Origin of the sequence: Streptomyces sp. NPDC059166 (assembly GCF_042755185.1) — a bacterium.
GTDB lineage: Bacteria > Actinomycetota > Actinomycetes > Streptomycetales > Streptomycetaceae > Streptomyces.
This window is the reverse complement of the sequence record NZ_JBHZCI010000036.1, coordinates 54,291-80,004: the sequence shown is the minus strand read 5'-3', so window position 1 is coordinate 80,004 and position 25,714 is coordinate 54,291. Positions and strand designations below refer to the sequence as shown.

21 protein-coding genes and 2 pseudogenes are annotated in these 25,714 nt (G+C 71.1%); 17 read left to right on the top strand and 6 right to left on the bottom strand.

Annotated features, from left to right (window positions below):
- Window positions 1–92 precede the first annotated feature (92 nt).
- Window positions 93–884 (bottom strand): maleylpyruvate isomerase family mycothiol-dependent enzyme, encoded by a 792-nt coding sequence (locus tag ACFXOA_RS24895; RefSeq protein ID WP_385032641.1) that lies wholly within the window; start codon window positions 882–884, stop codon window positions 93–95.
- A gap of 266 nt (window positions 885–1,150) precedes the next feature.
- Window positions 1,151–1,738 (bottom strand): TetR/AcrR family transcriptional regulator, encoded by a 588-nt coding sequence (locus tag ACFXOA_RS24890; RefSeq protein WP_385032638.1) that lies wholly within the window; start codon window positions 1,736–1,738, stop codon window positions 1,151–1,153.
- A gap of 81 nt (window positions 1,739–1,819) precedes the next feature.
- Between ACFXOA_RS24890 and ACFXOA_RS24885 the strand changes: the two genes are divergently transcribed.
- Window positions 1,820–2,623 (top strand): SDR family NAD(P)-dependent oxidoreductase, encoded by an 804-nt coding sequence (locus ACFXOA_RS24885; protein ID WP_385032635.1) that lies wholly within the window; start codon window positions 1,820–1,822, stop codon window positions 2,621–2,623.
- A 69-nt stretch (window positions 2,624–2,692) separates the two neighbouring features.
- Here the strand turns inward: ACFXOA_RS24885 and ACFXOA_RS24880 are convergent, their stop codons facing one another.
- Window positions 2,693–4,063: a cytochrome P450 gene (locus ACFXOA_RS24880; protein ID WP_385032632.1), complete on the bottom strand. Its 1,371-nt coding sequence runs from the start codon at window positions 4,061–4,063 to the stop codon at window positions 2,693–2,695.
- A 679-nt stretch (window positions 4,064–4,742) separates the two neighbouring features.
- On the opposite strand from ACFXOA_RS24880, the gene ACFXOA_RS24875 reads away from it, so the two are divergent.
- The 4 genes from ACFXOA_RS24875 to ACFXOA_RS24860 all read left to right on the top strand — a co-directional run bounded on the left by ACFXOA_RS24875 (window position 4,743) and on the right by ACFXOA_RS24860 (window position 8,536).
- On the top strand, window positions 4,743–5,276 hold the full coding sequence (locus tag ACFXOA_RS24875) for a hypothetical protein (protein WP_385032629.1): 534 nt from the start codon (window positions 4,743–4,745) through the stop codon (window positions 5,274–5,276).
- Window positions 5,277–5,454: 178 nt separating this feature from the next.
- Window positions 5,455–5,829, top strand: a complete 375-nt coding sequence (locus tag ACFXOA_RS24870; protein ID WP_385032626.1) for a hypothetical protein — start codon at window positions 5,455–5,457, stop codon at window positions 5,827–5,829.
- Between the two features lie 206 nt (window positions 5,830–6,035).
- Window positions 6,036–6,929 carry an alpha/beta fold hydrolase gene (locus tag ACFXOA_RS24865; protein ID WP_385032623.1) on the top strand — a complete coding sequence of 298 codons (894 nt, stop codon included), beginning with the start codon at window positions 6,036–6,038 and terminating at the stop codon, window positions 6,927–6,929.
- A gap of 65 nt (window positions 6,930–6,994) precedes the next feature.
- A complete protein-coding gene (locus tag ACFXOA_RS24860; RefSeq protein ID WP_385032620.1) occupies window positions 6,995–8,536 on the top strand; it encodes an AMP-binding protein in 1,542 nt (513 codons plus the stop codon).
- A 144-nt stretch (window positions 8,537–8,680) separates the two neighbouring features.
- Here the strand turns inward: ACFXOA_RS24860 and ACFXOA_RS24855 are convergent, their stop codons facing one another.
- Window positions 8,681–10,807, bottom strand: a complete 2,127-nt coding sequence (locus ACFXOA_RS24855; RefSeq protein WP_385032617.1) for a cellulose binding domain-containing protein — start codon at window positions 10,805–10,807, stop codon at window positions 8,681–8,683.
- Window positions 10,808–11,415: 608 nt separating this feature from the next.
- Here ACFXOA_RS24855 and ACFXOA_RS24850 point away from each other — a divergent pair.
- The 3 genes from ACFXOA_RS24850 to ACFXOA_RS24840 all read left to right on the top strand — a co-directional run bounded on the left by ACFXOA_RS24850 (window position 11,416) and on the right by ACFXOA_RS24840 (window position 14,995).
- Window positions 11,416–12,846, top strand: coding sequence for an MFS transporter (locus ACFXOA_RS24850; protein WP_385032614.1), 1,431 nt, complete (start codon window positions 11,416–11,418; stop codon window positions 12,844–12,846).
- 389 nt (window positions 12,847–13,235) lie between these two features.
- Window positions 13,236–14,069, top strand: coding sequence for a PIG-L family deacetylase (locus ACFXOA_RS24845; protein ID WP_385032611.1), 834 nt, complete (start codon window positions 13,236–13,238; stop codon window positions 14,067–14,069).
- A gap of 389 nt (window positions 14,070–14,458) precedes the next feature.
- Complete coding sequence (locus tag ACFXOA_RS24840) at window positions 14,459–14,995, top strand: hypothetical protein (protein WP_385032608.1); 537 nt, start codon at window positions 14,459–14,461, stop codon at window positions 14,993–14,995.
- Window positions 14,996–15,041: 46 nt separating this feature from the next.
- Here the strand turns inward: ACFXOA_RS24840 and ACFXOA_RS24835 are convergent, their stop codons facing one another.
- On the bottom strand, window positions 15,042–16,100 hold the full coding sequence (locus ACFXOA_RS24835) for a LacI family DNA-binding transcriptional regulator (RefSeq protein ID WP_385032605.1): 1,059 nt from the start codon (window positions 16,098–16,100) through the stop codon (window positions 15,042–15,044).
- A 228-nt stretch (window positions 16,101–16,328) separates the two neighbouring features.
- Here ACFXOA_RS24835 and ACFXOA_RS24830 point away from each other — a divergent pair, with 228 nt between their 5' ends.
- From ACFXOA_RS24830 to ACFXOA_RS24805, 6 genes are all read left to right on the top strand, one after another.
- Window positions 16,329–17,777: a purine-cytosine permease family protein gene (locus tag ACFXOA_RS24830; RefSeq protein ID WP_385032602.1), complete on the top strand. Its 1,449-nt coding sequence runs from the start codon at window positions 16,329–16,331 to the stop codon at window positions 17,775–17,777.
- Window positions 17,778–17,825: 48 nt separating this feature from the next.
- On the top strand, window positions 17,826–19,601 hold the full coding sequence (locus tag ACFXOA_RS24825; RefSeq protein WP_385032599.1) for an adenine deaminase C-terminal domain-containing protein: 1,776 nt from the start codon (window positions 17,826–17,828) through the stop codon (window positions 19,599–19,601).
- 24 nt (window positions 19,602–19,625) lie between these two features.
- Entirely contained in the window at window positions 19,626–20,639 is a 1,014-nt protein-coding gene (locus ACFXOA_RS24820; protein ID WP_385032596.1) for an adenosine deaminase, read from the top strand.
- 327 nt (window positions 20,640–20,966) lie between these two features.
- Window positions 20,967–21,491 (top strand): AAA family ATPase, encoded by a 525-nt coding sequence (locus ACFXOA_RS24815; protein WP_385032593.1) that lies wholly within the window; start codon window positions 20,967–20,969, stop codon window positions 21,489–21,491.
- A gap of 68 nt (window positions 21,492–21,559) precedes the next feature.
- On the top strand, window positions 21,560–22,444 hold the full coding sequence (locus ACFXOA_RS24810; RefSeq protein ID WP_385032590.1) for an amidohydrolase family protein: 885 nt from the start codon (window positions 21,560–21,562) through the stop codon (window positions 22,442–22,444).
- 77 nt (window positions 22,445–22,521) lie between these two features.
- Window positions 22,522–23,046 carry an O-acetyl-ADP-ribose deacetylase gene (locus ACFXOA_RS24805; RefSeq protein WP_385032587.1) on the top strand — a complete coding sequence of 175 codons (525 nt, stop codon included), beginning with the start codon at window positions 22,522–22,524 and terminating at the stop codon, window positions 23,044–23,046.
- Between the two features lie 122 nt (window positions 23,047–23,168).
- On the opposite strand, the gene ACFXOA_RS24800 is transcribed toward ACFXOA_RS24805, so the two are convergent.
- Window positions 23,169–23,456 carry a hypothetical protein gene (locus ACFXOA_RS24800; protein ID WP_385032584.1) on the bottom strand — a complete coding sequence of 96 codons (288 nt, stop codon included), beginning with the start codon at window positions 23,454–23,456 and terminating at the stop codon, window positions 23,169–23,171.
- Window positions 23,457–23,852: 396 nt separating this feature from the next.
- Here ACFXOA_RS24800 and ACFXOA_RS24795 point away from each other — a divergent pair.
- The 3 genes and pseudogenes from ACFXOA_RS24795 to ACFXOA_RS24785 all read left to right on the top strand — a co-directional run.
- Window positions 23,853–23,930, top strand: a pseudogene (locus ACFXOA_RS24795) (MarR family transcriptional regulator); the annotation flags it as partial.
- Window positions 23,931–24,057, top strand: a pseudogene (locus ACFXOA_RS24790) (MarR family transcriptional regulator); the annotation flags it as partial.
- Between the two features lie 664 nt (window positions 24,058–24,721).
- A complete protein-coding gene (locus ACFXOA_RS24785; protein ID WP_385032581.1) occupies window positions 24,722–25,678 on the top strand; it encodes a GlxA family transcriptional regulator in 957 nt (318 codons plus the stop codon).
- Window positions 25,679–25,714 lie beyond the last annotated feature (36 nt).

Here is a 25,714-nt window from a genome sequence, read left to right as displayed (position 1 = left end):
CAATCCACACCGAACCCGGAAGGCCCTCACCCGTTCAAGATCCCTCAGCCGAGACCTACATCACCCGTCCACAACCTCCCGGGACAGAACACCTACGCGTTCGGGTCCCAGGCGAAGAGCCGCTCGAAGAGCGCCCGGTCGCCGTCGATCTTCACCGAGTCCATCGGTATGCGTCCGTGGAACCACAGGACCAGCTCACCGGCCGTGCCCCGGGCTGAGGCGTCTGCCGGGGCCTGGGCCTCGCCCTTGCCGGCGGCAGGGAGGCGGACGGCGCGGGCGCCGTCCGCCCCGACCGTGAAGCGCCAGGAGCGGCCCTCGGTGGCGTGGTAGTCGACGACAGCCGGCTCGTGCGGCCAGACGCCCGACCACGCACAGCAGGTGAACAGGAAGTCCTCGACGCCGTCCAGCGCCACCTCCGTGGGCAGCAGTTGCGCGGCGCCCACGGTGAGCTGGGCGTCATAGGTGTGCATCGCGATCTCCTGAAGCTGGTGCCGGGCGACGGCACCGCTGGTCCGCGGCGACTGCGAGGCGCCCCACCATGTCCAGCACTCGGCGTCCGGGCCGACCTCCCGCAGGGTGTCCAGCAGTTCCTGCGTCGACGAGGCCAGCCAGGCCACCAACGCCTCGCGCTCCCGGGGCGCCCGCGCCTCGGAGCGCGCCGCTACCGCCTCGGCCGGCGGGGCGTCGGACGGACCGGCCTCGACGACGGCGGACCAGAACGGGCGGCCCGAGCCCACGTGCCGCGCCAGGTCGAACAGGGTCCACTCGGGGCACGTCGGCACCTGCACGTCCAGGCTGTGCGCGGCGGCGATCACGGTCCGGAAGGCCGTCGCCCGCTCGTCGATCAGTCGCAGCAAGTCAGGAAACTCAAGATTCGTCTGCACTGCGGCTGTCTATCACCGCACTCCGGCGGCCGAAAGCGAATTTCCCGCAGCCGCCGCTTGCCGACGCCAAGGGGCTCGAGGGGCGCCCGAACCCAGTTGAGACTCTTCCGACCGCATCACCGACGTGGTGAGGGTGTTCCTCGTCCTACACCACGCGTCGGCGCGAGGTGGGAAGAGGCTCGGTGAGCTCGCTGCCGACGGCCGGCAAGTGGATCGTGTGCCGTCGGCGAACGGGGCGTCCCGAAGGTGTACCTGGGATACGCGCCTCAGCCGTGGCCCCGTACCGCCGCGAGGCACTGGTCGTAGAGGTCTGCCAGGTCGAGTCGTCCGTCGTGCCCCGCCCAGAGTTCGGTGGCCGTGTCGACGCAGGCGAAGACCGTCGCGACGATCGCCTTGGCCTGCGTGTCGGAGGCCGGGCGGCCGGGGTCGCCGCCCAGCCGCGCACGGATGACGGGGACGAGTTCGGCCTTCCAGCGCAGTCGTTTCTCGATGTAGCGGGCGTGCAGCGACGGTGTGCCGAAGATGAGGCGGGACAGCTCCAGCGTCCGCTCAGGGGGATGGTTGGCGGTCAAAATGGCTTCGAATCCGGCGCGCAGGGCATCCCAGGCCGACATCTCGGCCGGTTGCTCCTCGACGGTCCGCTTCAGCAGCGCGCCCAGCGCTTCCTGGTCCCCGCAGACCAGGTCCTCCTTGGTACCGAAGTAGCGGAACAGGGAACGCTGCGAGATCCCCGCCTCCCGCGCGATCTGCGCGATCGTCGTCTGCTCGTAGCCCTGTTGGGCGAACAGACGAACCGCCGTATCCAGGATCGCCTGGACGGCGACCTGCCGCGAGCGGTCCCACAGAGTCGTCATGGGCGTCAGACTATCGCTCTGGACAGCAGCCGCCTAGTTGGCATTAACTGCCAGGAAGGCAGCGACTGAAAGAAGGCGACCATGACAGCCGTCGACTACCACGGACAGACCACTCTGATCACCGGAGCCAGCGCGGGCCTCGGCGCCGAGTTCGCCCGCCAGCTCGCCGCGCGCGGCTCCGATCTGGTGCTGGTCGCCCGCCGCAAGGAACGTCTGGAGGAGCTGGCCACCGAGCTGCGTGGACGTCACCAGGTCCAGGTCCACGTACTGGACCTGGACCTGGCCGAGGGCAACCCCGGGCAGACGCTGGTCACGCGGGTGGAGCGGCTCAGCCTGCACATCACCAGCGTGATCAACAATGCCGGATTCGCCACATTCGGCACCTTCCACCAAGCGGATCCGGAGCGGCTGCGCCGGGAGGTCGCCGTCGACGTGATGGCCGTGGCCGACGTCAGCCGGGCCTTCATCGAGCAACTGCGAACGGATGGGCGCGGAGTGCTGGTCAACGTGGCGAGCATGGCCGCCTACCAGCCCAACCCGCGCATGGCGCTGTACGGGGCGACCAAGGCGTTCGTGCTCAGCCTCACCGAAGCGCTGTGGGAGGAGTCACGGGGGACCGGTCTGCGGGTGCTGGCCCTGTCCCCCGGCGCGACCCGGACCGAGTTCTTCGACGTCGCGGGCACCACGCGGGCCGCTGGAGGGACCAGGCTCGCCTCGCCCGTCGACGTCGTCCGCACCGCTCTTGCCACCCTGGACCGCAGGAACCCTCCGCCCAGCGTCATCGCAGGCCGCATGAACCGGGTGATGGCCTTCCTCGCCCGTCGCCTGGCCACCCGGCGGCAGGTGATCCGCGCCATCGGCCGGCTCACCGCCGAGGGGGCATGACGGTGGGGCCCGGCGACGACGCGTCTGCTGGCACGGCATCCGAGAGGAGGTTCGGGCGCGCCCGTCACCTCAGCCGCGGTCTCCCCCGCGGCCGCGCGGGTGAGTGCTCATCAGCAGGGTGCTGGGCCGCACGGTTGCCCTCGCGACGGGCCGGACCCGCTGGTGCGGCCGGATCTCGAAGCGCGTCCGCCTCACGATGGTCGCGAGCGCCGTCATCAGCTCGGTGAGGGCGAAGCGGTCCCCGATGCACTTGTGCCTCCCCGCGCCGAAGGGCAGGAAGGCGCCGGGGGTGAACGCCCCGGCCTGCGTCTCGTCCAGCCAGCGGTCGGGGGTGAAGGCGAAGGGCTCCGGGAACAGCCGGGGATCGCGATGCAGGGCGTGCTGGCAGTAGGCGAGCTCCGTGCCGGCAGGGACCGTCCGGTCCCCGATGCGGGTCGGGGTGACGGTGCGACGGGTGACGAGCCAGCCGGTGTGATGCAGTCTCAGTGTCTCCCGGACGACACGCTCCAGGTAGGGAAGGCGCGGGAGGTCGTCGAAGGTGACGGGCCGGTCCGCGAGGACCGTGTCGAGCTCCTCCAGGACGGCTTCCTCGATGCCGCGGTCACGGGTGATCTCGTAGAGCGCCCAGGACAGTACGGAGGCCGTGGTCTCGGTCCCGGCCACGGCCAGGGTGAGGACCTCCGAACCGATCTGCTGCCCGGTCAGTGGCAGGCCGGTCTCCTCGTCGGTGGCGTGGAGCAGCAGGGAGAGCATGTCGCCGCTGTCCAGCCCGGAGTTCTGCAGCTCGGCCACGGCCTGGTCGATCGTGGCGCGTACGGCGTCCCGGGCGGCGTCGAAACGACGGTTTAAGGGCAGCGGGATGCGTTCCGCCCAGTCGGGGAGCATGACGCGGGCGCCGACGCCGTTCATCACCACGGAGAGGTCGTCGCGCAGCCGGCGGAAGGTCGCCTCGTCCAGACTTCCGGAGAAGACGGTCTTGGCCAGCATGTCGAGGGACAGCTTGACCATGGCTTCCCGGACGTCGAGTCGCCTGCCGGGGGTCCAGGTGTCGACGGCGGTCTCGGTCTCCGTGCGCATGGTGTCGACGTAGCGGGCGATCTCGGGTCGGGCGAAGGCCGGCTGGAGTTGGCGTCGCCTGCGGACGTGTTCCTGGCCCACGGCGGTGACGACGGACTCGCCCAGCAGTTGGCCCATCTTCTCGAAGAAACGGCCCTTGTCGAGGCTGGGGCCGAGGTCGGTGAGCATGGAGCGGATGAGATCGGGGTCCTGGACGATCACCGTGCGGGTGCCGGGCTGGAGTGTGATCTCGACCAGAGGCCCGTAGCGACTGCGCAGGGAGGCGACGAAGCCGAGGTTGTCCCGGACGAGCTGTACCGCGTGACCCAGGAACGGAAGTGAACCAGCCGCTCGGGGTATGGGGGGAGGCGCGAGGAGCGTCATGGGTACGTGCCACCTTTCAGCCGATCTTGGCGCGGTATCGCTGCCCAGATCGCGGAGGCGGGCAATCCGCTTCGTCGAGTGGTCTACGCCACCCTGCGCAGCGTTTGCTTCCCGCGATCACAGGGAAGCGTTCGCCGTCTGTGCAGGTAGAACGCTTGACAGTCACCGGTGAAAACGAATCAAAGGGTGTGAGGATCTTGTCGGCACGAGGAGAAGACGGGTCATCGGCGAGTGCGAGCCCTGTCCGGACGGACGGGAGCGTCTCATCGGCCGGCTCATGTGACGGGGCGGCCATGCCCAGCCGCCCGCCGGCCTGACGCCCCCGGACATTCAACTGCCGGCGGTTTCCGCGCTCGCCTCGGCGCACCCCTCCTTCGGCCGGGCATGACGGCCTCCGGTGCCTGCCCCGCGCCCCGTGTGAGGCACGAGGGGTCGGCGCCGGCACGGCGACCGTCGTATTCGCACCCCGTGTGAGCAGCGCGCACCGGCCGCGCCTCCACACCCTCTCCCCATGGCGAAGCCCGAGGGCGAGGCTGGCTGAGCCGGAACGACTCCGTTCCGGCTTTCCGGAAGGGCGTCCTGCGGCGCGGCCCGGTACGGATCGCGCACGAAGCGGTGGCGCGCATGTACAACGGGCCGGCTCCGGGCGGCGGCCTTCGCGATCGAACCGGAGGAAGCTGTGCGCAAGTCCCTCACCGCATTAGCGGGCGTCTTCGTGCTCGCCACCACGTCACTGGCCGTCGCCGCCCCCGCGCGGGCCGGTACCCCCCTCATCGTGTGCACGGGTTCCGTCACCGTGGACTACGACCCGCCGCTCGGCCCGCTTCCCCGACAGACGACGCAGGGCGTCACGGAGAGACTCGGGACGGGCGGGGGCGGAGGCTGCGCCGGTCCGTTCGTGGCGGGCAGTGCCTTCACCGTGTTCGACCAGCAGGTCAGCTGCCTCGCTCAGGGGCTGGGCGACACCCTGGTCCAGAACGTGGTGACCTACCACTGGCAGGGCGGACAGACGAGCACGATCACCTATCCCGTGACCACGGTCGTCCACGTCGGCAACCAGGAGGTCGTCACCTCCACCGGAACCGTGACCGCAGGCTACGGCGTCGGCTCGCTCTCGGAACGTATCGCCGTGTACCCGAGCCTCGCCCTGCTCGACTGCCTCGGTTCGGACATCGACCGGCAGACCGGGCTCCTGACCGTCACAGTGATCTGACCGGCGTCCGGATCCCGGGCACCGTCGAGCCGTCGTCGCTGCCCGGGTCCGCATCTCCCCCGGCCTTGGGCGCCCGTGTCCCCGGACACGGCACCGGCGTCGGCAGAACGTAACTGCCGCGCCGGACCGGCAGTGGATCCCGGTTGAGAACGACGTCACGGTCGGGGAGACTCACGCGGTGACCCGCAGCGCTTCCTCCGAACCGTTCGAGCGAGGTTGGGACGAGCCCTGGTACCGGGTCCGGACGAAGGGCTTCCAGGCGTCGTTCCTGCCCGGCGACGGCGAGGACCTGGACGCGGTCTGCAACGTCGATGTCCTCGTGACCCTGGCGGACGGCTCCCGCTGGACGGCGACCGTGTTCACCGTCGCGGAGGCCGAGCGTCTGATGGACCTCTGGGCAGGAACCGGCGAGGCACTCGGAGGGAGCTACTTCTGGGTCTCGGACGGCCTGATCGTCAGGAGTCCCGGCATCGACAGCATGACCGGTGTGATCGCCGGACTGATCGCGAACGGGGAGTTCTCCGACATCTTTCAGCCGGCGGGTGACACCTGATCAGATGCTCGCCCGTTGCAGGGCGCCGCGGGCACCGGACCACGTCGATGTCCTCGCGGCGCGCTGCCCGGGTCGCCGGTGCGGGAACACCCTTGCCAGGTCCGGCAGCACCGGGTGGACTCCGGCCAGGCGCGTGCGGCCCGAGGTCTCCGGTCACCTGCGCGACCACCGCGTGACCTATGGCCGTGCACCCCTGTTGACCAGGCATGAACTGCGAAGAGATCTGCCACCTCGCCTTCGACGGCTTCGGCTACCGGTGCCGGATCGTCACGAACACCGCACCTGTCACCGATCCCGTCGTCGTGCTCGGCGGCGCTTTCCAGGACATGTACGCCTACCAGCGGCTCGAAGCGCCCTGGACCTCGTCGGCGACGGTCGTCAGCGTGGATCTGCCGGGATCAGGCGGTGCTGATGTGCTGCCCGCCTCCTACGGTTTCGAATTCCTCATCGGCGCACTGGCGGACATGCTGGACCAGCTGGGCCTGGGCCGGGTGAACCTGTTCGGCGCCTCCTACGCCGCGCCGATCGCCTACGGCCTGGCCCAGGAGCATCCCGAGCGCGTCGCCCGTCTGGCACTGGTCGGTGCGGCTCCGGTGTACCCGCCGCACCAGCGCGCGGCGCTGCAGGCGATGGCTGACGCCCTGGAGTCCGGCGACGCCCGCGCCTACGCCCGGATGAGCGTCGAGGCCCTGATGTCTCCACGCGAACGTGACGTCCACAAGCGCGCGGTTGTCGCCCGTGTCCTCGCCCGCGCCATGGGCTCGGTCAGGCAGGCCGACATCCCACGCCACCTTGCCTCCACCCAGCGTGTCATCAACTGGCATGGGCTGCGGCCAGGTGGTGTCCGGGACGTACCGGCACTGGTCTTCACCGGCGAGCACGACACCCTCACCTGCCCCGACCTCGGACGCGACGTCGCTGCCACCATCGCCGGCAGCGTCTTCACGCTGATCCGGGGCGCCGATCACCTCACCCACCTGGAACGACCGCTGCAGATGTCGCAGTTGCTGGACAACTTCTTCAACGACCGGCCGCTCGGAAACCTGCCCGGCCTCACTCCCCTCGAGCAGCACACCAGGTCGGCCGATCCGGTCCTGTGACCGCTCCGACGCGTCCTGCGACCGATCCGCCACCAAAAACCTCTCACCGACCACAGGGGACGCAGATGTCCGACCTCCCGCACGAGACGGCCGACCACGGCTTCGTCACCTATACGGAAGCCATCCTCGGAGAACTGGCCCGCCGCCCGGATCAGCCTGCCATCGTCTGCCAGGACCGCCGGCAGATCACCGGGGGCGAGCTCCGTGACAGCGTCCTCCGGCTGGCCCGCGAGCTGATCGCACGGGGCATCGGTCCCGGGCGGACGGTGTCGCTGCTCACCGGCAACACCCCTCAGGCACTCATCGCGCGCTACGCCGCCAACCTGGCGGGAGCACGGGTGACGCCCCTGTACGACGGGCTGTCCACGGACGTCCTGGCGCACCTGGTGGACTTCGTCGAGAGCGACATGCTGCTGACCGACGCCACCCGGTACGCGGACCTGGAGCGGCTCCAGCCACTCCTCCGCGTGCCGATGTCGGCCGCACTGGGCCCGCACCCGTCCGCCGACGACATCTGCGCGGCGTCGGCCGGGCGGCCTCCGACTCCGGTCACCGTGGCCGTCGGCGCCGACGACGACTGGTGTATCCGTCATACGGGCGGCACCACGACCGGGCTGCCGAAGAGTCTGCAGATGAAGCACGGTCCGTACCGGCGCACCCTGGACGACCTGCGTTCCTCCACCGAGCCCTCGCCCAGCTACCTGGTCTGTACGCCCCTCAGCCACGTTGCGGGGCTCTGCGCGGACCTCGCGCTCCTCGAGGGCGGCCGCGTCGTCCTGCAGTCCGGCTTCGACCCCGGCGATTGCCTCGCGGCGATCGAACGAGAACGCGTCACCCGCCTCTGGCTCCTGCCGCCTCTCCTGCACCAGATCCTCGATCATCCCGCGCTGTCAGCCGTCGACACGTCCAGCATCCGGCGGATCACCTACGGCGGGAGCCCCGCGTCCACGGCTCGACTGCGCCAGGCCGAAGGCGTCTTCGGCGAGGTGCTGCACAGCTGGTACGGGCAGAACGAGACACTCGGGCTCACCGAGGTCCACCCCGAGGAGCACTCCCGCGTCGGGCGGCACGGGCAGATCACGGTCGGCCGTGCGATGCGCGGCGTCCAGCTCCGCGTCCTCGACCGGCATGGCGGCATCCTTCCGGCCGGCACGGAGGGCGAGATCCACGCCCGCGCACACAGCACGATGAACGGCTACTGGAAGCAGCCCGAGCTGACCGCCCGTGTGCTGCGCGAGGGCTGGGTGGGTACCGGCGACATCGGCTACCTCGACGACGACGGATACCTGTTCCTCGTGGACCGCGGCCTCGACACCCTCACCGTCGACGGCACACGGGTCTATCCCGGTGAGATCGAGGGCGTGCTGATGGCGCATCCCTCCGTCGCCCACTGCGCCGTGTTCGGCGTGCGTCATGACGACAGGCCGGAGCGCGTCCACGCCGCCGTCGTGCCCGCCCGCGGTCGCAGCGCGGACAGCGAGGAGTTGCGCGGCCTGCTCACCACACGCGGGCTCGTCGCCCCGGACGCGTTCCACATGATGGAGGCCCTCCCGCTGACCAGCGTCGGCAAGCCCGACAAGCAGGCGCTGCGCCGGACGTTCGCCTGATACGGGCGGTGGGCGGCGTCGCAGTCTCGGTCCGTCACTCCGATCGCGAAGCACCCGCTGGTCGCCACGGCCCCGGCAGGGGTACGCGGCACGGTCGGACCCGGCCCTGACTCGGGCCGGGTCCGCGTCCGGCCCGGGACGGCGTCAGCCGCCCGAGCAGACGGCTCCGTTCAGACGGAAGACAGCCGGATCGGGGTTGGGTCCGTCGTTGGCACCGACGAACCCGAAGGAAGCCGTCGAACCACCGCCCGGGGCCAACGGACCCGCGTCCTCGGGGGCGGTGACCCGTACATGCGATCCGGTCTGGTGGAACGATGCGCTCCAGCCGGAGGACACCGACTGGCTCGCGGTCGGCCAGTCCCAGTCGACCGTCCAGCCGGTGATGGGGGTGTCCGAGAGGTTCTGGACGGTCATGGTGGTCACGAAGCCGTTGCCCCAGCTCGTGTCCCGGTGATACGTCACCCTGCAGGCCGCGTCCGACGGGGCGCGGGTGCTGAACGTCAGCGGTGAGGACGGGCCCGAGATCCGTCCGGAGGCGTCCGCCGCCAGGACGTTGACCGTGTGGGTGCTGCCCGGCGGCAGGTTCCTCAGGGTCACGGACGTGCCGGTGGCCTCGCCGACCAGGCGGGTGTGGGTGCCCTCCCGCTCCTGCACCAGGTAGCGGCTCGCGCCCGCCGCACCGTCCCAGGACAGGCGGGCCGTGGTGTCGGTGACGGCGTCCAGGCGCGGGGTGCCGGGGGTGCGCGCGGCCGAAGCGCCGGGCCCGGTCCCGGCTCGCGGTTCGAGGGTCACGGTGAGAAGTGCGTACGGGGGCACGGTGACCCTGGAGGCGGACGTGTCCCCGTCGCGGACCTCGGTGATGTCGGTGTCGCCCCGGGCGTAGCGGCTGACCGCCGGCGCGGCTCCGGACGGGGTGAAGCCCGCGTAGTCGAGGGCCACGGTCCGCGCGGCGTCGGGATCCTTGTTGACGAGCATGACGCTGAGCCGCCCGTCGTGCCTGAGCACCGCGTGTGCCGAGAGGTCCTGGGCGGAGGACTCGGCGGCGACCATCGTGTCGCCCGCGGTGCCGAGCTCGCTGGTCATCTTCATCCCGTAGTAGGGGTGGAACGGCGCGTTCGGCGCCGGCTCGCACACCTCGCCCGTGCAGGCGCCGCTGGACAGCATCCCCATGTCGCCGTAGTCGGTCTCGCCGTCGACGGTGGTGATCCGGTCGACGCCGTTGTGCGTGTTCCACCAGTCGACGGTGAAGACGCCGTTCTCCAGCGCGGTCATGAACGCGTCGGCGGCGAAAAGGCCGTTGGGCCGTGCGGTGAGCCGGGCACCGCCGGTGTTGGTGTTGATCTCGGTCAGGGCGATCTCGATGTCCGGCGAGTCCGCGCCCGCGGCCCGGTCGATCTGGCTGCGCACCTCCCGGAGCTCACCGGGCAGCTTGGCCAGCCTGCCCATGGCGTCCTGCGCGGTGGTGTCCGCCCCGCCCGCGTACCAGTGGACACTCACGAAGTCGATGACGTCGGCGACTGCCGGGAGCACGGTGTGGTTCCAGTCGCCGGAGTCGCCCGGGCCGACCACACCGTCCGGCCACTCACCGGGAGTGGTGAGGACCGCGCCGATCTTCACCGTGGGATCGACGGCCTTCATGGCCGTGGCGTAGGCACGCACCTGGCGCGCGTACTCCTGCGGGCTCTTGTCCTCGTGGTCGTCGTGCTCCCAGCCGCTGCCGTAGTGGCCGTTGCCGTAGATCTCGTTGCCGATCTCCCAGTACTTCGCGCCGTAGTCCTTGGTGACGTTCGCGTACCTGACCCAGCCGGCCGCCTCCTCCGGCGTGCCGGAGCCGTAGTTCGCGATCAGGACGGGCTGTGCCCCCGCTGCGCGCACGGTCCCCATGAAGGCGTCGAAGTCCGTGCCCGGCGCGACGTACCCGCCGGGTGCCGTGTGCGTCTCCCAGTGGTAGATGTCCGCGTACGAACCTCCCGGGTAGCGCATCACCCCTACGTCGGCAGCCTTCATCAGGTCCGCCACCTCGGGATCGTTCATGTGGGAGTCCCATATCGCGGTGTTGACCCCACGGGCGGCACCGGACAGCGTGCCCAGCCCCGCCTGGGCGTTCACCCGGACGTCGACGTCGGCGCCGTCCGCCGACCGCGGTGCGGCCGGGGCAGCGCCGGCGAGCGAGAGCGAGACAGCCAGCGCGGCCGCCATGACGGCTGCGCCGCGCACGAGGGCGCGAGGGCCTCCTCCGAAAGGACGTCGAGGTGGGTGCGATGGTGCCATGGGGATCCTCCCTGGTCATCTCGGCGGCACGGGGCGCGACAGGCAGCCGTGTCGTCGGACGGGCGAACTCTGCTGCGGCAGTGGGGTGTCACGTAGCGGTGGGACCGAGGACGACGTGACGGCGGAGCGGTCGTGCACGTGCGTGGGCGGCGCGCGCGGCGCCACCCATGGGAGCGCTCCCATCATGGGAGGGGCGTGACACCCTGTCAACGCCCGTGCGACCTCGATCGGGTTGACATGGCACACGAAGGCCGCGCGGCTCGACACCGCGACAACTCCACTGCCGGTCAACGGCGTTGCGTCACCCCCGAGTGCGGGGCGGTCCACGGGACGCCGGGCCGCGCGCCGACGCGCCCATCCACCTGCGGGCCGTCCTGTCCCGGGACTCCGAGCGGGCGAGGGAGCGCGCACCGGGACCCCCGTCCGCGTACCCTCCTCCAAGATCCCACATCCTGGACGGACGGTAACCGGTCCGTGAGATGCGTGAGATCGTTACGGCGCCCGCACCGGTGGCGCGGCCTTGCCACGAGGGGACCTGTGCCGCCGCGCGGGACCGTCGGCCCTCTCCGTCGACGGCCGCACACCGCTCTCGTGGGAAAGCCCCAAAGATGTACGCTCCCACCACCGGGGCCGGCCAGGCCGCCCCTCCGCGGGACGCCTCCGCGACCGCACCCGTCAACTCGCGGTCCCGCGTCCTGATCGCCAGCCTCATCGGTACGACGATCGAGTTCTACGACTTCTACGTCTACGCGACCGCCGCGGTCCTGGTCTTCCCGAAACTCTTCTTCCCGAGCAGCGACGCGACCACCGCTCTGCTCTCCTCCTTCGCGGTCTTCGGCGCGGCGATGGTGGCACGCCCGATCGGCGCCGTCGTCTTCGGCCACCTCGGCGACCGGCTCGGCCGCAAGGGCACCCTGGTGGCCTCGCTGCTCACGATGGGCATCGCCACCTTCCTCATCGGCGTCCTGCCGACGTACGCCCAGGCCGGGTGGGTGGCCACGGCGCTGCTGGTGCTCATGCGGCTCGCGCAGGGTTTCGCACTCGGCGGCGAGTGGAGCGGCGCGGCCCTGGTCGCCACCGAGAACGCTCCCCCGGGGAAACGCGCACTGTGGGGGACCTTCCCCCAACTGGGCGCCCCGCTCGGCTTCATCATCGGCAACGGCCTCTTCCTGATCATCGGTGCGCTGCTCCCCTCCGCCGCCGGCGCGGACCCCTCGCAGCCCTCCGAGGCCTTCCAGAGCTGGGGCTGGCGGATCCCGTTCCTGTTCTCGGCCGTGATGGTCGCGATCGGCCTGTGGGTGCGCATGCGCCTGGCCGAGTCTCAGGTGTTCGCGCATACGCGGGAGACCGGCAAGGTCCGCAAGCTGCCCCTGGCCACCGTCTTCCGCCACCACTGGAAGCAACTGGTCCTCGGCAGCTTCGCGATGCTGGCGACGTACGTCCTCTTCTACCTGATGACGACGTTCTCGCTGAGCTACGGCCGCACGGCCGAGGACGCGGAGGTCCCCGGCCTCGGCTACGGCTACACCTCGTTCGTCCTGATGATGATCTTCGGGGTGCTGTTCTTCGCGGCGTTCACCCTGATCTCCGGGCCGCTCGCGGACAGGTACGGCCGCCGCAGGACCCTGGTCTGGGTCACCGCCGGCATCATCGTGTTCGGCCTGGTCTGGGTACCGCTGATCGACCTGGGCACATTCGGTGTGGTCCTGTGGCTGGTCCTCGGTTTCACGCTGATGGGCTCGACGTTCGGACCGATGGGCGCGATGCTCCCGGAGCTCTTCCCGACCAGCGTCCGCTACACGGGTTCCGGCATCGCCTACAACGTCAGTTCCATCCTCGGCGCGGCCGTCGCCCCGTTCGTCGCGGTCGCGCTCTGGGAGGCGGGCGACGGCTCCCCCTGGCTGGTGGGCGTCTACCTCTCCGTGATGGCGGTCCTGACTCTGACCGCCCTCCTCGTGGGCAAGGAGACGAAGGACGTCGCGCTGGACGAGGGCGAGGTCCCGGCCGCGGCCCCCGCGCGGGCCGATACGTCCTCCTGACCCGGCGCCGCCGCAGGCACCGGCACTCGGCATCCGGTGCCTGCCCCCGGCCGGTGGCGAATGCCCTCTCGGGGAACCACTCGGTCCCTCACCGGCCCGTGCGGGCCCTGGTCGTCCAGGGCCCGCACGGGAGACTCCATGCGCCCGAATCCGACCGCTGCCGGGCAGAGGCCGAGCGGACGCCGTCCCGCGCGGCGGGCGACCGGTGGGCGGCGCCACGGCCGGGACGTCGGGTCCCACGTGCCCACGGCCGGTCGCGGCCGACGGGAACAGCGGGTCCGTCCGGAACTGTTGCGTCTGGCGTGGGGCCGGGCCGGCCCCGGCACGCCCCTGGCGCGGATCGCCCACCGCGTATCCGGACAGACGTACTTCTACAGGAGAACCGATCCATGACTGACCGGCGCTTGACGCTCATGGCAGTACACGCCCATCCCGACGACGAGGCCACCAGTACCGGCGGGGTCCTCGCGCGGTACGCGGCCGAAGGCATCCGCACGGTTCTCGTGACGTGTACGGACGGTGGTTGCGGTGACGGACCAGGGGGTGTCAAGCCCGGCGACGCCGGACACGATCCCGCAGCCGTCGCCGCGATGCGCCGTAAGGAACTGGAGGCGAGCTGCGAGGCACTGGGCATCAGTGACCTGGAGACGCTGGACTACGCCGACTCCGGGATGATGGGCTGGCCCGGCAACGACGCCCCTGGGGCGTTCTGGCAGACGCCGGTGGAGGAAGGCGCCGCCCGGTTGGCGGATCTCATGCGGCACCACCGCCCCGACGTGGTCGTCACCTACGACGAGAACGGCTTCTACGGCCACCCCGATCACATCCAGGCCCATCGCATCACGATGGCGGCTGTGGAGATGTCCGGGCTCACGCCGAAGGTGTACTGGACGACGATGCCGCGATCGATGATGTCGCGGTTCGGCGAGATCATGCGCGAGTTCGGTGACGACATGCCGGAGCCCGACCCCGCGGAGGCGGCGGCGATGGCCGAGATCGGCCTTCCCGACGACGAGATCACCACCTGGGTGGACGCCACCGAGTTCAGCGGGCAGAAGTACGACGCGCTGGCCGCCCATGCCAGTCAGGGCGAGAACATCTTCTTCCTCCGGATGGGCAGGGAGCGCTTCGGGGAGTTCATGGGCATGGAGACATTCGTACGTGTCCAGGACTCGACCGGCGCGGCGGTTCCCGAGAACGACCTCTTCGCCGGCCTGCGCTGATCCGGCCCTGCGGCGAAGCGGTCGCGTCTGTGGCGGTCGGCTCGTGCGGGAGAGGCGGCCGGGCACCGCGACGACGTCCGCGGCGCAGGGGGACGGGGCGCCGACGGGATCGGCAGCCCGGCCGCCATCGGCGGTGAGGCGGTCGGGGCCTCGGCAGCGAGGCGAGTGCACGGGCGCGTGACCCCCGCACCGGTCGGCCCGGCCTCCCTCCCCGACACGTGTCGCGCCGTACGGCAGGCGACCGGCTCCTCACCGTGTGCGCGCCCGGCGCGGACGGAACACGTCCGCGCCGGGCGCGCACAGCCTCCCGCTGCGCGTGGCGTCCTGCGCCCCGACGTCCGGCGGGTGACTATGGGGGCCCCGTTCGTTCCCCCCACCGAGGCGATGCGATGCCCGACCGCGCCGGCCCTGCCCGCCGGAGGGACACCTCCGCGAGACGGCTCCTGCGGCACCGACCGACGGAGCAGTCGCTGTTCAGCTGCATCTACGGCCTGGTGCTGGCCAGCGCCTTGGTGGCCGCTCTGGAGGCGACCGGCGAGGAGGCCGATCCCGGTCCGGACGCGCTCTGGGTGGTGCTCACCGCCCTCGCCGCCGCCGCCGCGCACGGATACGCGCACGTCATCGCGGTGCGTGCCTCGCCGGACGGGAAAGCGACCGGGAGCAGACTGCGGTTGGTGCTCGCCGAATGGCCACTGGTCGCCGCGGTACTGCCCAGCGTAGCGATGCTGCTCGCCGCGGTGGCCGGCTGGTGGTCGGAGGCCGCCGCCGCGGACACCGCCCTGCTCTTCAACACCGTCGCCCTGTTCGGCTGGGGCACCTGGGCCGCTCGGGTCGCGGGGTACGGATGGCCGTCGGCGTGCCGAGCGGGAGGCATGGACATGATGATCGGCCTGATGGTGATCATCGCGGACGTCCTGATCGAGTAGCGAGCCGTCCGGGTCGCGGCCGGCGCTCCACGTCGGCCCCGCCCGGTCAGCCTGCCGGGCTCCGCGTGGAGTCACGCTGCAGCAGGGTCGCCTGCACCAGCCGGAACCGGGGGCCCCGCTCCGCCTGCCGCGGCTCCTGGACGAGGTCTATCAGCAGCTCCGCGGCCTGCTTCCCGATCTCCTCCGGGCCGAGGTCGAGGGCGGTCAGCGCGGGGCGCGCACTGCGGGCGAACTCGCCGTCGGCGCCGACCACGATCTGCACGTCCTGCGGTACGCGGAGGCCGAGTTCACGACAGACGGCGAGGGTGGCGAAGCCGAACTTCTCCATGACGACATAGAGCGCGTCGGGGCGGTCCGGCCGGGTCAGCAGCCGGTGTGCGGCGGCCGTGGAGTCGGTGCCCGGTTCGGCCCGGTCCATCAGCACAGGGCTTCCGGTGCGTACGCACCACTCCCGGTAGGCGTGGGCCGCGTCCTCGTCGTAGGACTGCCCCGTCGACCCGGTGAGCAGGCCGACCCGTCGTGCGCCGGTCGACGCGAGATGGTCGAACGCGGCGAGGGCGCAGGTGGACAGCTCGTTGTCGACCCAGGGGAAGGCGTCCTTGCGGGACAGGTCGCGCCCGGTGGTGACGATCGGGACACCCAGACCCGAGAGCCTGGTCAGCAGGGGGTCGTCGGTGAGCGGGTCGATGACGATCGTGCCGTCGAGCGGCAGGGAGTCGAACGGGCGGCCGTCCAGGGAGGGCGGGACCAGCACCAGGGAGTAGTTGTGGGCCATCGCCGTCCAGGTGGCGGCGTTCACGATCTTGACGAAGTACTCGATGTCGGTCACACCGCCCTCGACGGCGGTGCGGTGGGTCAGCCCGAGGAGCCCGGTGCGGGCGCCCCGCAGTCCACGCGCGTTGGGGTTGGCGCGGTAGCCGATCTCGGCGGCGACGGCGAGGACGCGTTCCCGTGTCCCGGCTCCGACCCGGCCCACCCCGTTCAACGCGTGGGAGGCGGTGGTGACCGAGACCCCCGCCCTGCGGGCCACCTCACGCAGGCCGCCGCCCTTCGCCGCGCCCCCGCGCCCCGTGCCGCTTCGCTTCGGCTGTGTGACATCTGGCATGACGGCGAGCCTACAGGTTGACTGCCAAAACGTTTAGGCATTACCTTCCGAAGCGTTGCCAAAACGTTTGGGCACCGCCGTCGGCGGACGTATCCGGGTTCGCCCGGCACGCCCCGGCCCTTCCCCGCACACCGCCGTGCGCCCTCCGGATCACTCCGGAACCTCCCCGTACATCGCGTCCCGTCCCTCCAGGCCGGGGCGCCGGTCCACGAAGGACTCCTGCCGACCATGGCCGAGGCCACCACCGCCGCCCCGCGCGCATCCACCGATCCCGCCGCGCCGACGTCCGTCTTCACGGTCGAGCAGCGCGGCATCGACGCCGTTCCCGCCGCGGAACGCCAGGGTGGCCCCGGCCGCCTGTTCGGCCTGTGGGCCGGCACCAACACCACCGTGTTCACCGTCGTGTACGGCGCGCTGGTCGTCTCCTTCGGCCTCTCGTTCTGGTACGCGGTCGCCCTGATCCTCGTCGGCAACGTGCTCGGCTTCACGGTCACCGGGCTGACCAGCCTCCAGGGTCCGCGCACCGGCACCTCCACGCACTCCGTCTCGCGCGCCGCTTTCGGACCGCGCGGGGGGAAGCTGCCGGCCCTGCTGAGCTGGGTGATGCTCGTCGGGTTCGAGGCCGGCGGCATGGTGCTGATCGTCCTCGCCGGGCTCGCGCTGCTCGACCAGGCCGGGATCACCACCGGTACACCGGTGAAGCTGCTGGTCATCGCGGTCGCGGCAGGGCTGCAGATGCTGCTGCCGCTGTCCGGCTACCACCTGATCATGAAGGTGCAGAAGTACTTCGCCTGGATCTTCGCGGCGATGTTCACCGTGATGGCGTTCCTGGTCGCGCCGAAGGCGGACTTCACGACGCACGGCGCCGCGCCGTCGGTCGTGACGATCTCCCTGGTCCTGGCCATGGTCACCGCCTCGGGGGGCCTGTCCTGGGCCGACATGGGCAGTGACTACTCGCGCTACCTGCCCGCGGACTCCGCGCCGCGCAAGGTCTTCGCGTGCGCCGCGCTCGGCGGCATGGTGCCCAACATCCTGCTGCAGATCCTCGGCGCCGCCGTCGCCACGGCCACCACGAACGCGGCCGATCCGATCTCCGGCCTCCCCGAGATCCTCCCCGGCTGGTTCATCACCCCGTACCTGCTGCTCGCGATCGTCTCCCTGCTCGCGGTCAACACCACCGACATGTACTCCTCCGGCCTCAACCTGCTGGCCGTCGGCATCCCGATCAAGCGCTGGATGGTCGTCTTCGTCGACCTGACCCTGTGCACGGCGATCACCCTGTGGGCGGTGTTCTCCGCCGACTTCTACACCCTGCTGTCGAACTTCCTCAGCCTGATCGTCCTCTGGCTGGGCCCTTGGGCAGCCGTGTACCTCACCGACTGGTGGCTGCGCCGGGGGCGCTACGACGTGGACTCACTCTTCCCCCGCGAGACCGGCCGTGACGGGATCTACTGGCACAAGGGCGGCGTCCGCCCGGCCGGCCTGATCGCGGTGCTCCTGGGATTCGTCGCCGCCGTCCTGTGGGTCGATTCGACCGTGTTCGTCGGCCCGCTGTCCGAGGCGGCGGACGGCCTGGACCTCTCCGTCTTCGCCGGAGCCCTGGTCGCCGGAGCCGTGTACTGGCTGCTCGCCCGCCGCACCGTCCGCGCCGAAGCCGGCCTCACCCCTTCCGCCTGATCCTCCTCCCTCCTCCCCCTCCCTTCGTACGCGCTCTGGAGCCGACCCATGAACCACCCCAGCCTCCGCACCCTGATCGACGCCTCCGAGGGCGTGGTCAAGGCCGACAGGATCATCAAGGGCGGACAGCTCGTCAACGTCTGCACCGGCGAGGTCTACCCGGCCGATGTCGCCGTCACGGGTGACCGCGTAGCCGCCACGGGCGACGTGAGCGCGTACGAGGGCCCGGAGACCGAGATCGTCGACGCCACCGGCAAGTACCTGACGCCCGGCCTCATCGACGGTCACCTGCACCTGGAGTGCTCCAAGCTGTCGGTCACGATGTTCGCCGACGCGGCCGTCCGCTTCGGCACGACATCGGTCGTCTCCGGGCTCGACCAGTTCCTCGTCGTCGCCGGCCCCGAGGGTGTACGCGAGGCGCTGCGCGAGGCCGACGCGAGCCCTATGAAGATCTTCTGGGGTGCGCCGTTCAAGACGCCTTACACCCTCCCGGAGACCACGGTCGGCTTCCGTTTCGGCCCTGAGGACCACGCCGAGGCGCAGGCCGGGGCGGACTGCTTCGGCGTGTGGGAGACCGTCGCCGAGTTCGTCCTCAACCGTGACGAGAAGGTGCTCCAGGCACTCGAACTCGCGCACCGCAACCGGCTGCCGATCTTCGGCTGCGCCCCCATGGCCGCGCAGACCACGATCAACGCGCTGTCCGCCGCGGGGGTCCGCCTGGACCATGAGAGCTACACGGCCGAGGAGGCACTGGAGAAGCTGAGGGCCGGCATGTCCCTGCTGATCCGGGAGTCCTCGGTGGCGCACTTCATGAACGAGAACGTGCGCACCATCACGGAGTTCGGTGCCCAGTCACGCCGCGTCGGTCTGTGCACCGACGACATGCACGTCGCGGACATCCTGCGCGAGGGGCATCTCGACAAGCTGGTGCGCATGGCGATCAAGGCCGGCGTGAAGCCGGTCGAGGCCATCCAGATGGCCACCCTGAACTGCGCGGAGATGTACCGCATCGACCACCTCGTCGGCTCGATCACACCGGGCCGCTACGCCGACATCCTGATCGTCGACTCCCCCGAGTCGTTCCAGGTGGAGCGGGTGTTCTCACGTGGCGAGCTGGTCGCGGAGCACGGCCGTACGCTGCGCGCGCCCCAGCCGCCCGAGCGAACCGCCGCCCTGTCCCCCGCCTTCCGGGTCGCCCCGGTGACCGCCGAGGGCATCGGGGTGGCGGCCGAGGGGACCGCGGCCGAGGTGCTCGTCGTCGAGATGGACCGCACGGTGCCCTTCGTGCGCAAGGGCGTCCCCATGACGCTGCCCGTCGAGAACGGCACGGTGCGCGCCGACCTCACCCAGGACGCCCTGTACGTGACGGTCTCCGAGCGGTACGGGAAGAACGACGGCGCCACGGTCACGGCGATGATCAACGGATTCGGCCTGCGCTCCGGGGCGATCGCCTCCTCCGCGGCGCCCGACGACAACAACATCATCTGTGTCGGCGCCGACCGCGCGGACATGGCGCTGGCCGTCAACCACCTCTCCGAGCACGGCGGCGGCCAGATCGTCGTCGACGGTGGTGAGATCAAGGAGTTCCTGCCGCTTCCCGTCGCGGGCATCGTCGCCGATCTGGTGCCCGAGGCGATGGCCGAGGCCGAGGACCGCCTGGAGGCCGCGGCCCGCTCGCTCGGCTGCGAACTGCCGTCCGCGTTCGGTTACCTGATCTTCCTGGAGATCACGGCCATCCCCGAGTACGCCGTCACCGACCTCGGCGTCGTCAACTACCACACCCAGGACGTCGTCGACATCCTGCAGCCCGTAGCCACCAACTGAGCGCTTTCAGCGAGGAGTTCACTCATGACTGCCGACACCTTCATCAGCGGGCTGCCCAAGGCCGAGCTGCACCTGCACATCGAGGGCACCCTGGAGCCCGAGCTGAAGTTCGCCCTGGCGCGCCGCAACGGCATCGACCTGCCGTACGCGGACGAGGCCGCCCTGCGCGCCGCGTACGACTTCGACGACCTGCCCGGTTTCCTCGCCGTGTACTACGAGGGCATGACCGTCCTGCGCACCGAGCAGGACTTCTACGACCTCGCGGCCGCCTATGCCGCCAAGGCGCACTCACAGAACATCCGCTACGCGGAGATCTTCTTCGACCCGCAGGCCCACACCGGGCGCGGCGTCGCCTTCGACACCGTCATCCGCGGCCTGACCCGCGCCCTGGGCGACGCGGAGCGCGAGACCGGATTCCGGGGCCGGCTGGTCATGTGCTTCCTCAGGGACTTCCAGGCCGAGTTCGCGATGGCGACGCTGGTGCAGGCACTCCCGTACAAGGAATGGATCATCGGGGTCGGCCTCGACTCGGACGAGGCGGGCAACCCGCCGGCGAAGTTCGCGGAGGTCTTCGCCCGGGCCCGCGCCGAGGGCTTCCGGCTGACCATGCACTGCGACGTGGACCAGCGGAACTCCACCGAGCACATCCGCCAGGTCATCGAGGAGATCGGGGTCGACCGCATCGACCACGGTGTCAACGCCCTTGAGGATCCGGCACTGATCGCCGCGATCCTCGAGCGGGGGCTCGGCCTGACGGTGTGCCCGATCTCCAACGCCCATGTGACGGACGGCCTCAAGGCCGAGGAGATCCGCGCGCTGCTCGACCAGGGCGTGAAGGTCACGGTGAACTCCGACGACCCCGCGTACTTCCCGGGTTATGTCAACGAGAACCTGGCTGCCCTGCGTGAGCCCGCCGCGCTCACCGACGAGGACCTGCTGCGCCTCCAGCGCAACGCCATCGAGATCTCGTGGGCCGCGCCCGCGGTGCGCGAGGAGTTCCTCGCCGAGCTGGCGGCGTACGGGGCCGCGGGGCGCTGAGCGACTCAGACCGGGCCGGACGCCTGCCGCCGGCGTACGGGGCAGGCGCGGGGCCTGGTGGGGCCGCCGCTGATCGTGCGTCACCGCGCGCACCGACGATCAGGGGCGGCCCGCCCGGGCTTCCGGGCCTGCTCACGTCGTGACCGGGCAAGGGCGGGGCCCCGGGAACGACGGCCGGCCGGCCCGATCACGCCTCTGCGGTCCCCGCTCCGGCCGGAGCGGGTGGCCCTGCGTCCGGCCGCTGTCGCGGGGCTTCGGCCGAGGGGCGGGCGGACCGATGCCGCGGTCCGCCTGTTCCCGCGGCCGCCGCGTACTAGCGTCCATGCCATGATCGTATGGCTCAACGGCACACACGGGGCAGGCAAGACGACTACGGGCGCTCTCGTCCGGCAACTGCTGCCGGATTCACGGGTCCTCGACGCGGAGAAGGTCGGGGAGACGCTCATGGACATCACCCCGGGGCTGCCCGGGACGGACAACTTCCAGCACTGGCCGCCCTGGCGGCCGCTCGTGGTCGAGACCGCTCGGCGCGTCCTCGAGTACACCGGCGGCACCCTGGTGATGCCCATGACCGTGCTGGTCGAGCGGTACTGGCACGAGATCCGTTCGGGCCTTGCCCAGCACGGCATTCCCGTCCGGCACTTCGTCCTCCATGCCGAACCGGACACGCTCCGACGGCGGATCGCGGGCGATACGGTCGTCGGCCCTGATTCCCCGTTCCGTCTGCGGTATCTCGAGCCCTACGCCGAAGCGGCCCGCACCTGGCTGCACGCCGAGGCAGAAGTAGTCGACACCACGCACCTCACCCCCGCGCAGACCGCGGCGGAGGTAGTGCGGGCACTCAAGAGGTGAGAGGCGGGCCCTTTCCGCTGCCGCCGTCCCCCCGCAGACCGGTCCACCCGCGACGAAGGGAACCCCGCATGACCGTGATCGACGCCCACCTGCACGTCTGGGACCCCACCCGGGCCGACTACGACTGGCTCGGTCCGGCGATGGCGCCGGTCGACGGCACGATGGGTTTCGAGGACGTGCACCCGGAGCTGAGGGCCGCCGGGATCACGGCCGCCGTCCTGGTCCAGGCCGCCGACAACGACGAGGACACCGACCACATGCTGGCCACCGCCGCCGCCCACCCGGAGGTGGTGGGCGTCGTCGCCTGGGTGCCCCTCGACCACCCCGGGCGGGCCCGGGCCAGGATCGCTGAACTGCGGGAGAGCCGGCACGTGGTGGGTGTGCGCGCCCTGGTCCACGAGAACCCCGACCCGGACTGGATCCTGCGGCCCGAGGTGGCACGCGGCCTGGAGCTGCTCGCCGGGGCGGGCCTCACCTTCGACTGGGTCACCTCGTCGCCGGCCGCGCTGGCTCACGTCCCGGTGCTGGCGGCGCGCCACCCGGAGCTGAGCCTGGTGATCGACCATCTCGGCAAGCCGCCGGTGGGCGGCGTCGCCGAGGACCGTGCCGCCTGGCGGAAGCTCATCGCCGCCGCGGCTGAACACCCTCGGGTGCACGCCAAGCTCTCCGGGCTGTACTCGGCCACCGGCCCCCTGGACGCGTGGACGACCGGCGAGATCCGCCCGTTCGTCGAGGACGCGCTCGAACTCTTCGGCCCCGAGCGGCTGATGTATGGGGGCGACTGGCCGGTCTCGGTCCTGGCCGGAGGCTACGCGCGGGCCTGGGGCGCGTGCCGGGAACTGCTCGGCCCGCTCACCCCTGACGACCGTACGGCTGTGCTCGGCGGGACGGCAGCCCGTTTCTACGGCATCGACGCCGGCCTGCTGGACGCCGCACGCCGCACGGCCGCGTGAACCGGAGCGGAAGGCGGACGAACCCGTTCACCTTCGTCGGCTTCGCCGGCGGCCGCACACCGGCGCAGAATGGCGGCATGACGACCTCAGCCACCATCACACTCGTACGGGGCGACATCACCGAGCAGCACGCCGACGTGCTGGTGAACGCCGCCAACTCCTCTCTCCTCGGGGGCGGAGGGGTGGACGGCGCCATCCATCGGCGTGGCGGACCCGAGATCCTCGCGGCCTGCCGGGATCTGCGGGCATCGCGGTACGGCAAGGGGCTGCCCACCGGGCAGGCGGTGGCGACGACGGCCGGCAGGCTGCCCGCCGGGCACGTCGTCCACACGGTCGGACCCGTCTGGTCGCGTTCGGAGGACCGGTCCGCCTTGCTGGCCTCCTGCTACCGGGAGTCCCTGCGTGTGGCGTCGGAACTGGGCGCCCGCACCGTCGCGTTCCCGGCGGTCTCCACGGGGATCTACGGATGGCCGCTGGACGACGGCGCCCGGATCGCGGTGCGCACGGTCCGCGAGGCCGTGCTCCCTCCGGTCACCGAGATCCGGTTCGTGCTCTTCGACGAGGAGGCGTACGCCTGCTTCGACGCGGCGCTGTCCTCCTGAGAGCGCCCCCACGGGGAACCTGCGACGGGGCGTCACATCCGGGACGGGCCCCCGCTGAAGACACGGGGCAGGTTCGCAGGTTCACGCAGCGCGGCAGGGGCCCCGCGCCTGTGGAGAAGGGTTCAGCCAGGACCTCGGTGCGCCGTCCACAGAGCACCCGCCCGGTCGGCGGCCCGGGCGATCAGGGCCGCCAGCTCGGGTTTCTCGGGGACGGGGAACGACACGTACCCGCCGCGTCCACCACCGACCGGCCGGCCGTAGGCCTTCGCCGCGAGCCGGCCGTCCGGGAGGAGCCGGACGTTGAGGGTGATGAGCGTGAAGGTCTCACCCCGCCGGGTGTCGGTCCAGCGGAGCGGCTCCGGGACCGTCACGTTGATCGCCAGAGCACTCACTTCGATGTCGTCCTCCATGGACGAATGGTCCCACGGGCCTGCCGTACGGCTCGGTGCGGCCGATCTCCCCGGGAGACGCCGCGGACCTGCCGGACACCCCGTCGACGACCACGCTCCGGAAGGGGGCGCCGGCGGACCGGCTCCCTGTGAGTCATCCCCGCGCCCGGCGCTGCGGCTTTCGGGATACGAGGAGGAGGGCGAGTGGCCCCGAGTTTCCAAGGCAGGAAAAGCTACGTCGTGTTCGGCTCACCCCAGCGGTCGTACGGCACCGCACGCACACGTCCTCACCTACTGACAAACTCCGTTGTGACAGTCGTACGGCCATGCACACCGTCCAGGCAAGACCATGAGCGTTGCAATGAAACGTGCTCGACGGATACGGTGAGGCACCGGACGACGCGAAGGAGCTTCCCAATGCCCGGCGGCAGGCTCACCCAGAAGGACCGTCAGCAGATCGCACTGGGGCTGGCCGACGACCTCCCCTACGCGGAGATCGCCCGTCGTCTGGAGCGCCCCACCTCGACCATCACGCGAGAGGTCATGCGCAACGGCGGCCCCGCCGGCTACCGCGCGGATCTCGCCCACCGCGCCACCGAACAGCGCGCCCACCGTCGCAAGGGCGCGCCGGTCTCGCCACGAGGTGCCTCGGCGGCCCCGCTGCCCCACGGCCGTGATCCTCGGGCCGTCGCGGAGTACGAAGAGCTCTACACCACGGTGATGATGACGTCGGGGCTCTCCCAGATGATGTCGCGCATCATGGTCAGTCTGCTCACCACCGACTCGGGGAGCCTCACCGCCGCCGAACTCGTCGAGCACCTCCAGGTCAGCCCCGCGTCCATCTCCAAGTCCATCGCCTTCCTGGAGAGCCAGTCGCTCGTGCGCAGGGAACGCGAGGCGGGGCGGCGCGAGCGGTACGTCATCGACGAGGAACTCTGGTACCAGTCGGTGGCCGCCAGCGCCCGGTCACTGGTCCAGCAGGCGGAGATCTCGCGGAAGGGAATCGCCGCCCTCGGTCCCGGCACGCCCGCCGCCACCCGTCTCGAGAACGTCGCCCGCTTCCTCGACTTCGTCGCGGAGAACACCGCCCGCTCGGCCGAGCAGGCCCGGAGCATCCTGTACACCAGGCCCCCCGCCGACACCCCCGGACCGGACGCGCAGGTCCCCTGAACCCGTCCGTGCTCCGGGGCGTTACGGGGCGCCAGGCGCCCCGGCACCGATGTGACCGGGCCGCTCATCGTGCCGGACGAAGGCCGGGCCGGCGGCGGAACCCGTACCCTCTTGCTGTGTCCGCCTCGCTCCCGCATCGCGTCGCCGTCCTCGTGCTGGAGGGCGCGAAGCCGCTCGACGTCGGGATTCCCGCGCAGGTCTTCACGAAGCGGGCGAGCATGCCGTACGAGGTGCGGGTGTGCGGGGCCGCCCCGGGGCTCGTGGCCGGTGGCGACGGCCTCGCCTACTACGTCGCCGACGGCCTCGACGCACTCGAGTGGGCCGACATCGTGTTCGTCCCCGGCTACCGGCACCCGGACAGGGACGACCCGCCACGGCGGGTCGTCGACGCGCTGGTCGGCGCCCACCACCGGGGAGCGCGCCTCGCCGCCATCTCGACGGGCGCCTTCGCCCTCGCCGCCACGGGGCTTCTGGACGGCAGGCGCGCCACGACGCACTGGCACTACACGCGGGCGCTGGCGGCCAGGCATCCGCTCGTGCGGGTCGACGAGAACGTGCTGTTCGTCGACGAAGGCGGGCTCCTCACCTCGGCGGGCGCCGCTTCCGGCATCGACCTGTGTCTGCACATCCTGAGGGGTGACCTCGGGGTGGCCGCGTCCAACCACGCGGCCCGTCGTCTGGTCGCGGCCCCCTACCGCAGCGGTGGCCAGGCGCAGTACGTGCCCCGCAGCGTCCCCGAGCCACTGGGGGAACGGTTCTCCGCGACCCGGGAGTGGGCACTGCGCCGGCTGGGTGAGCCCCTCACCCTCGACAGGCTCGCGCGGCAGGCCGAGGTATCGCCCCGTACGTTCTCCAGGCGCTTCGTCGAGGAGACCGGCTACACGCCCATGCAGTGGGTCATGCGTGCGCGCATCGACCTGGCGCGCGAACTGCTCGAACGTTCCCAGCACGGCGTCGAACAGATCGCGGCCGACGTCGGGCTGGGCACCGGTGCGAACCTCCGGCTGCACTTCCAGCGCATCCTCGGCACCACGCCGAGCGAGTACCGGCGCACGTTCACCCGGGGCGAGTGACCTGCCGGCCGCCTGGTGGCGCGATCCTTCCGGACG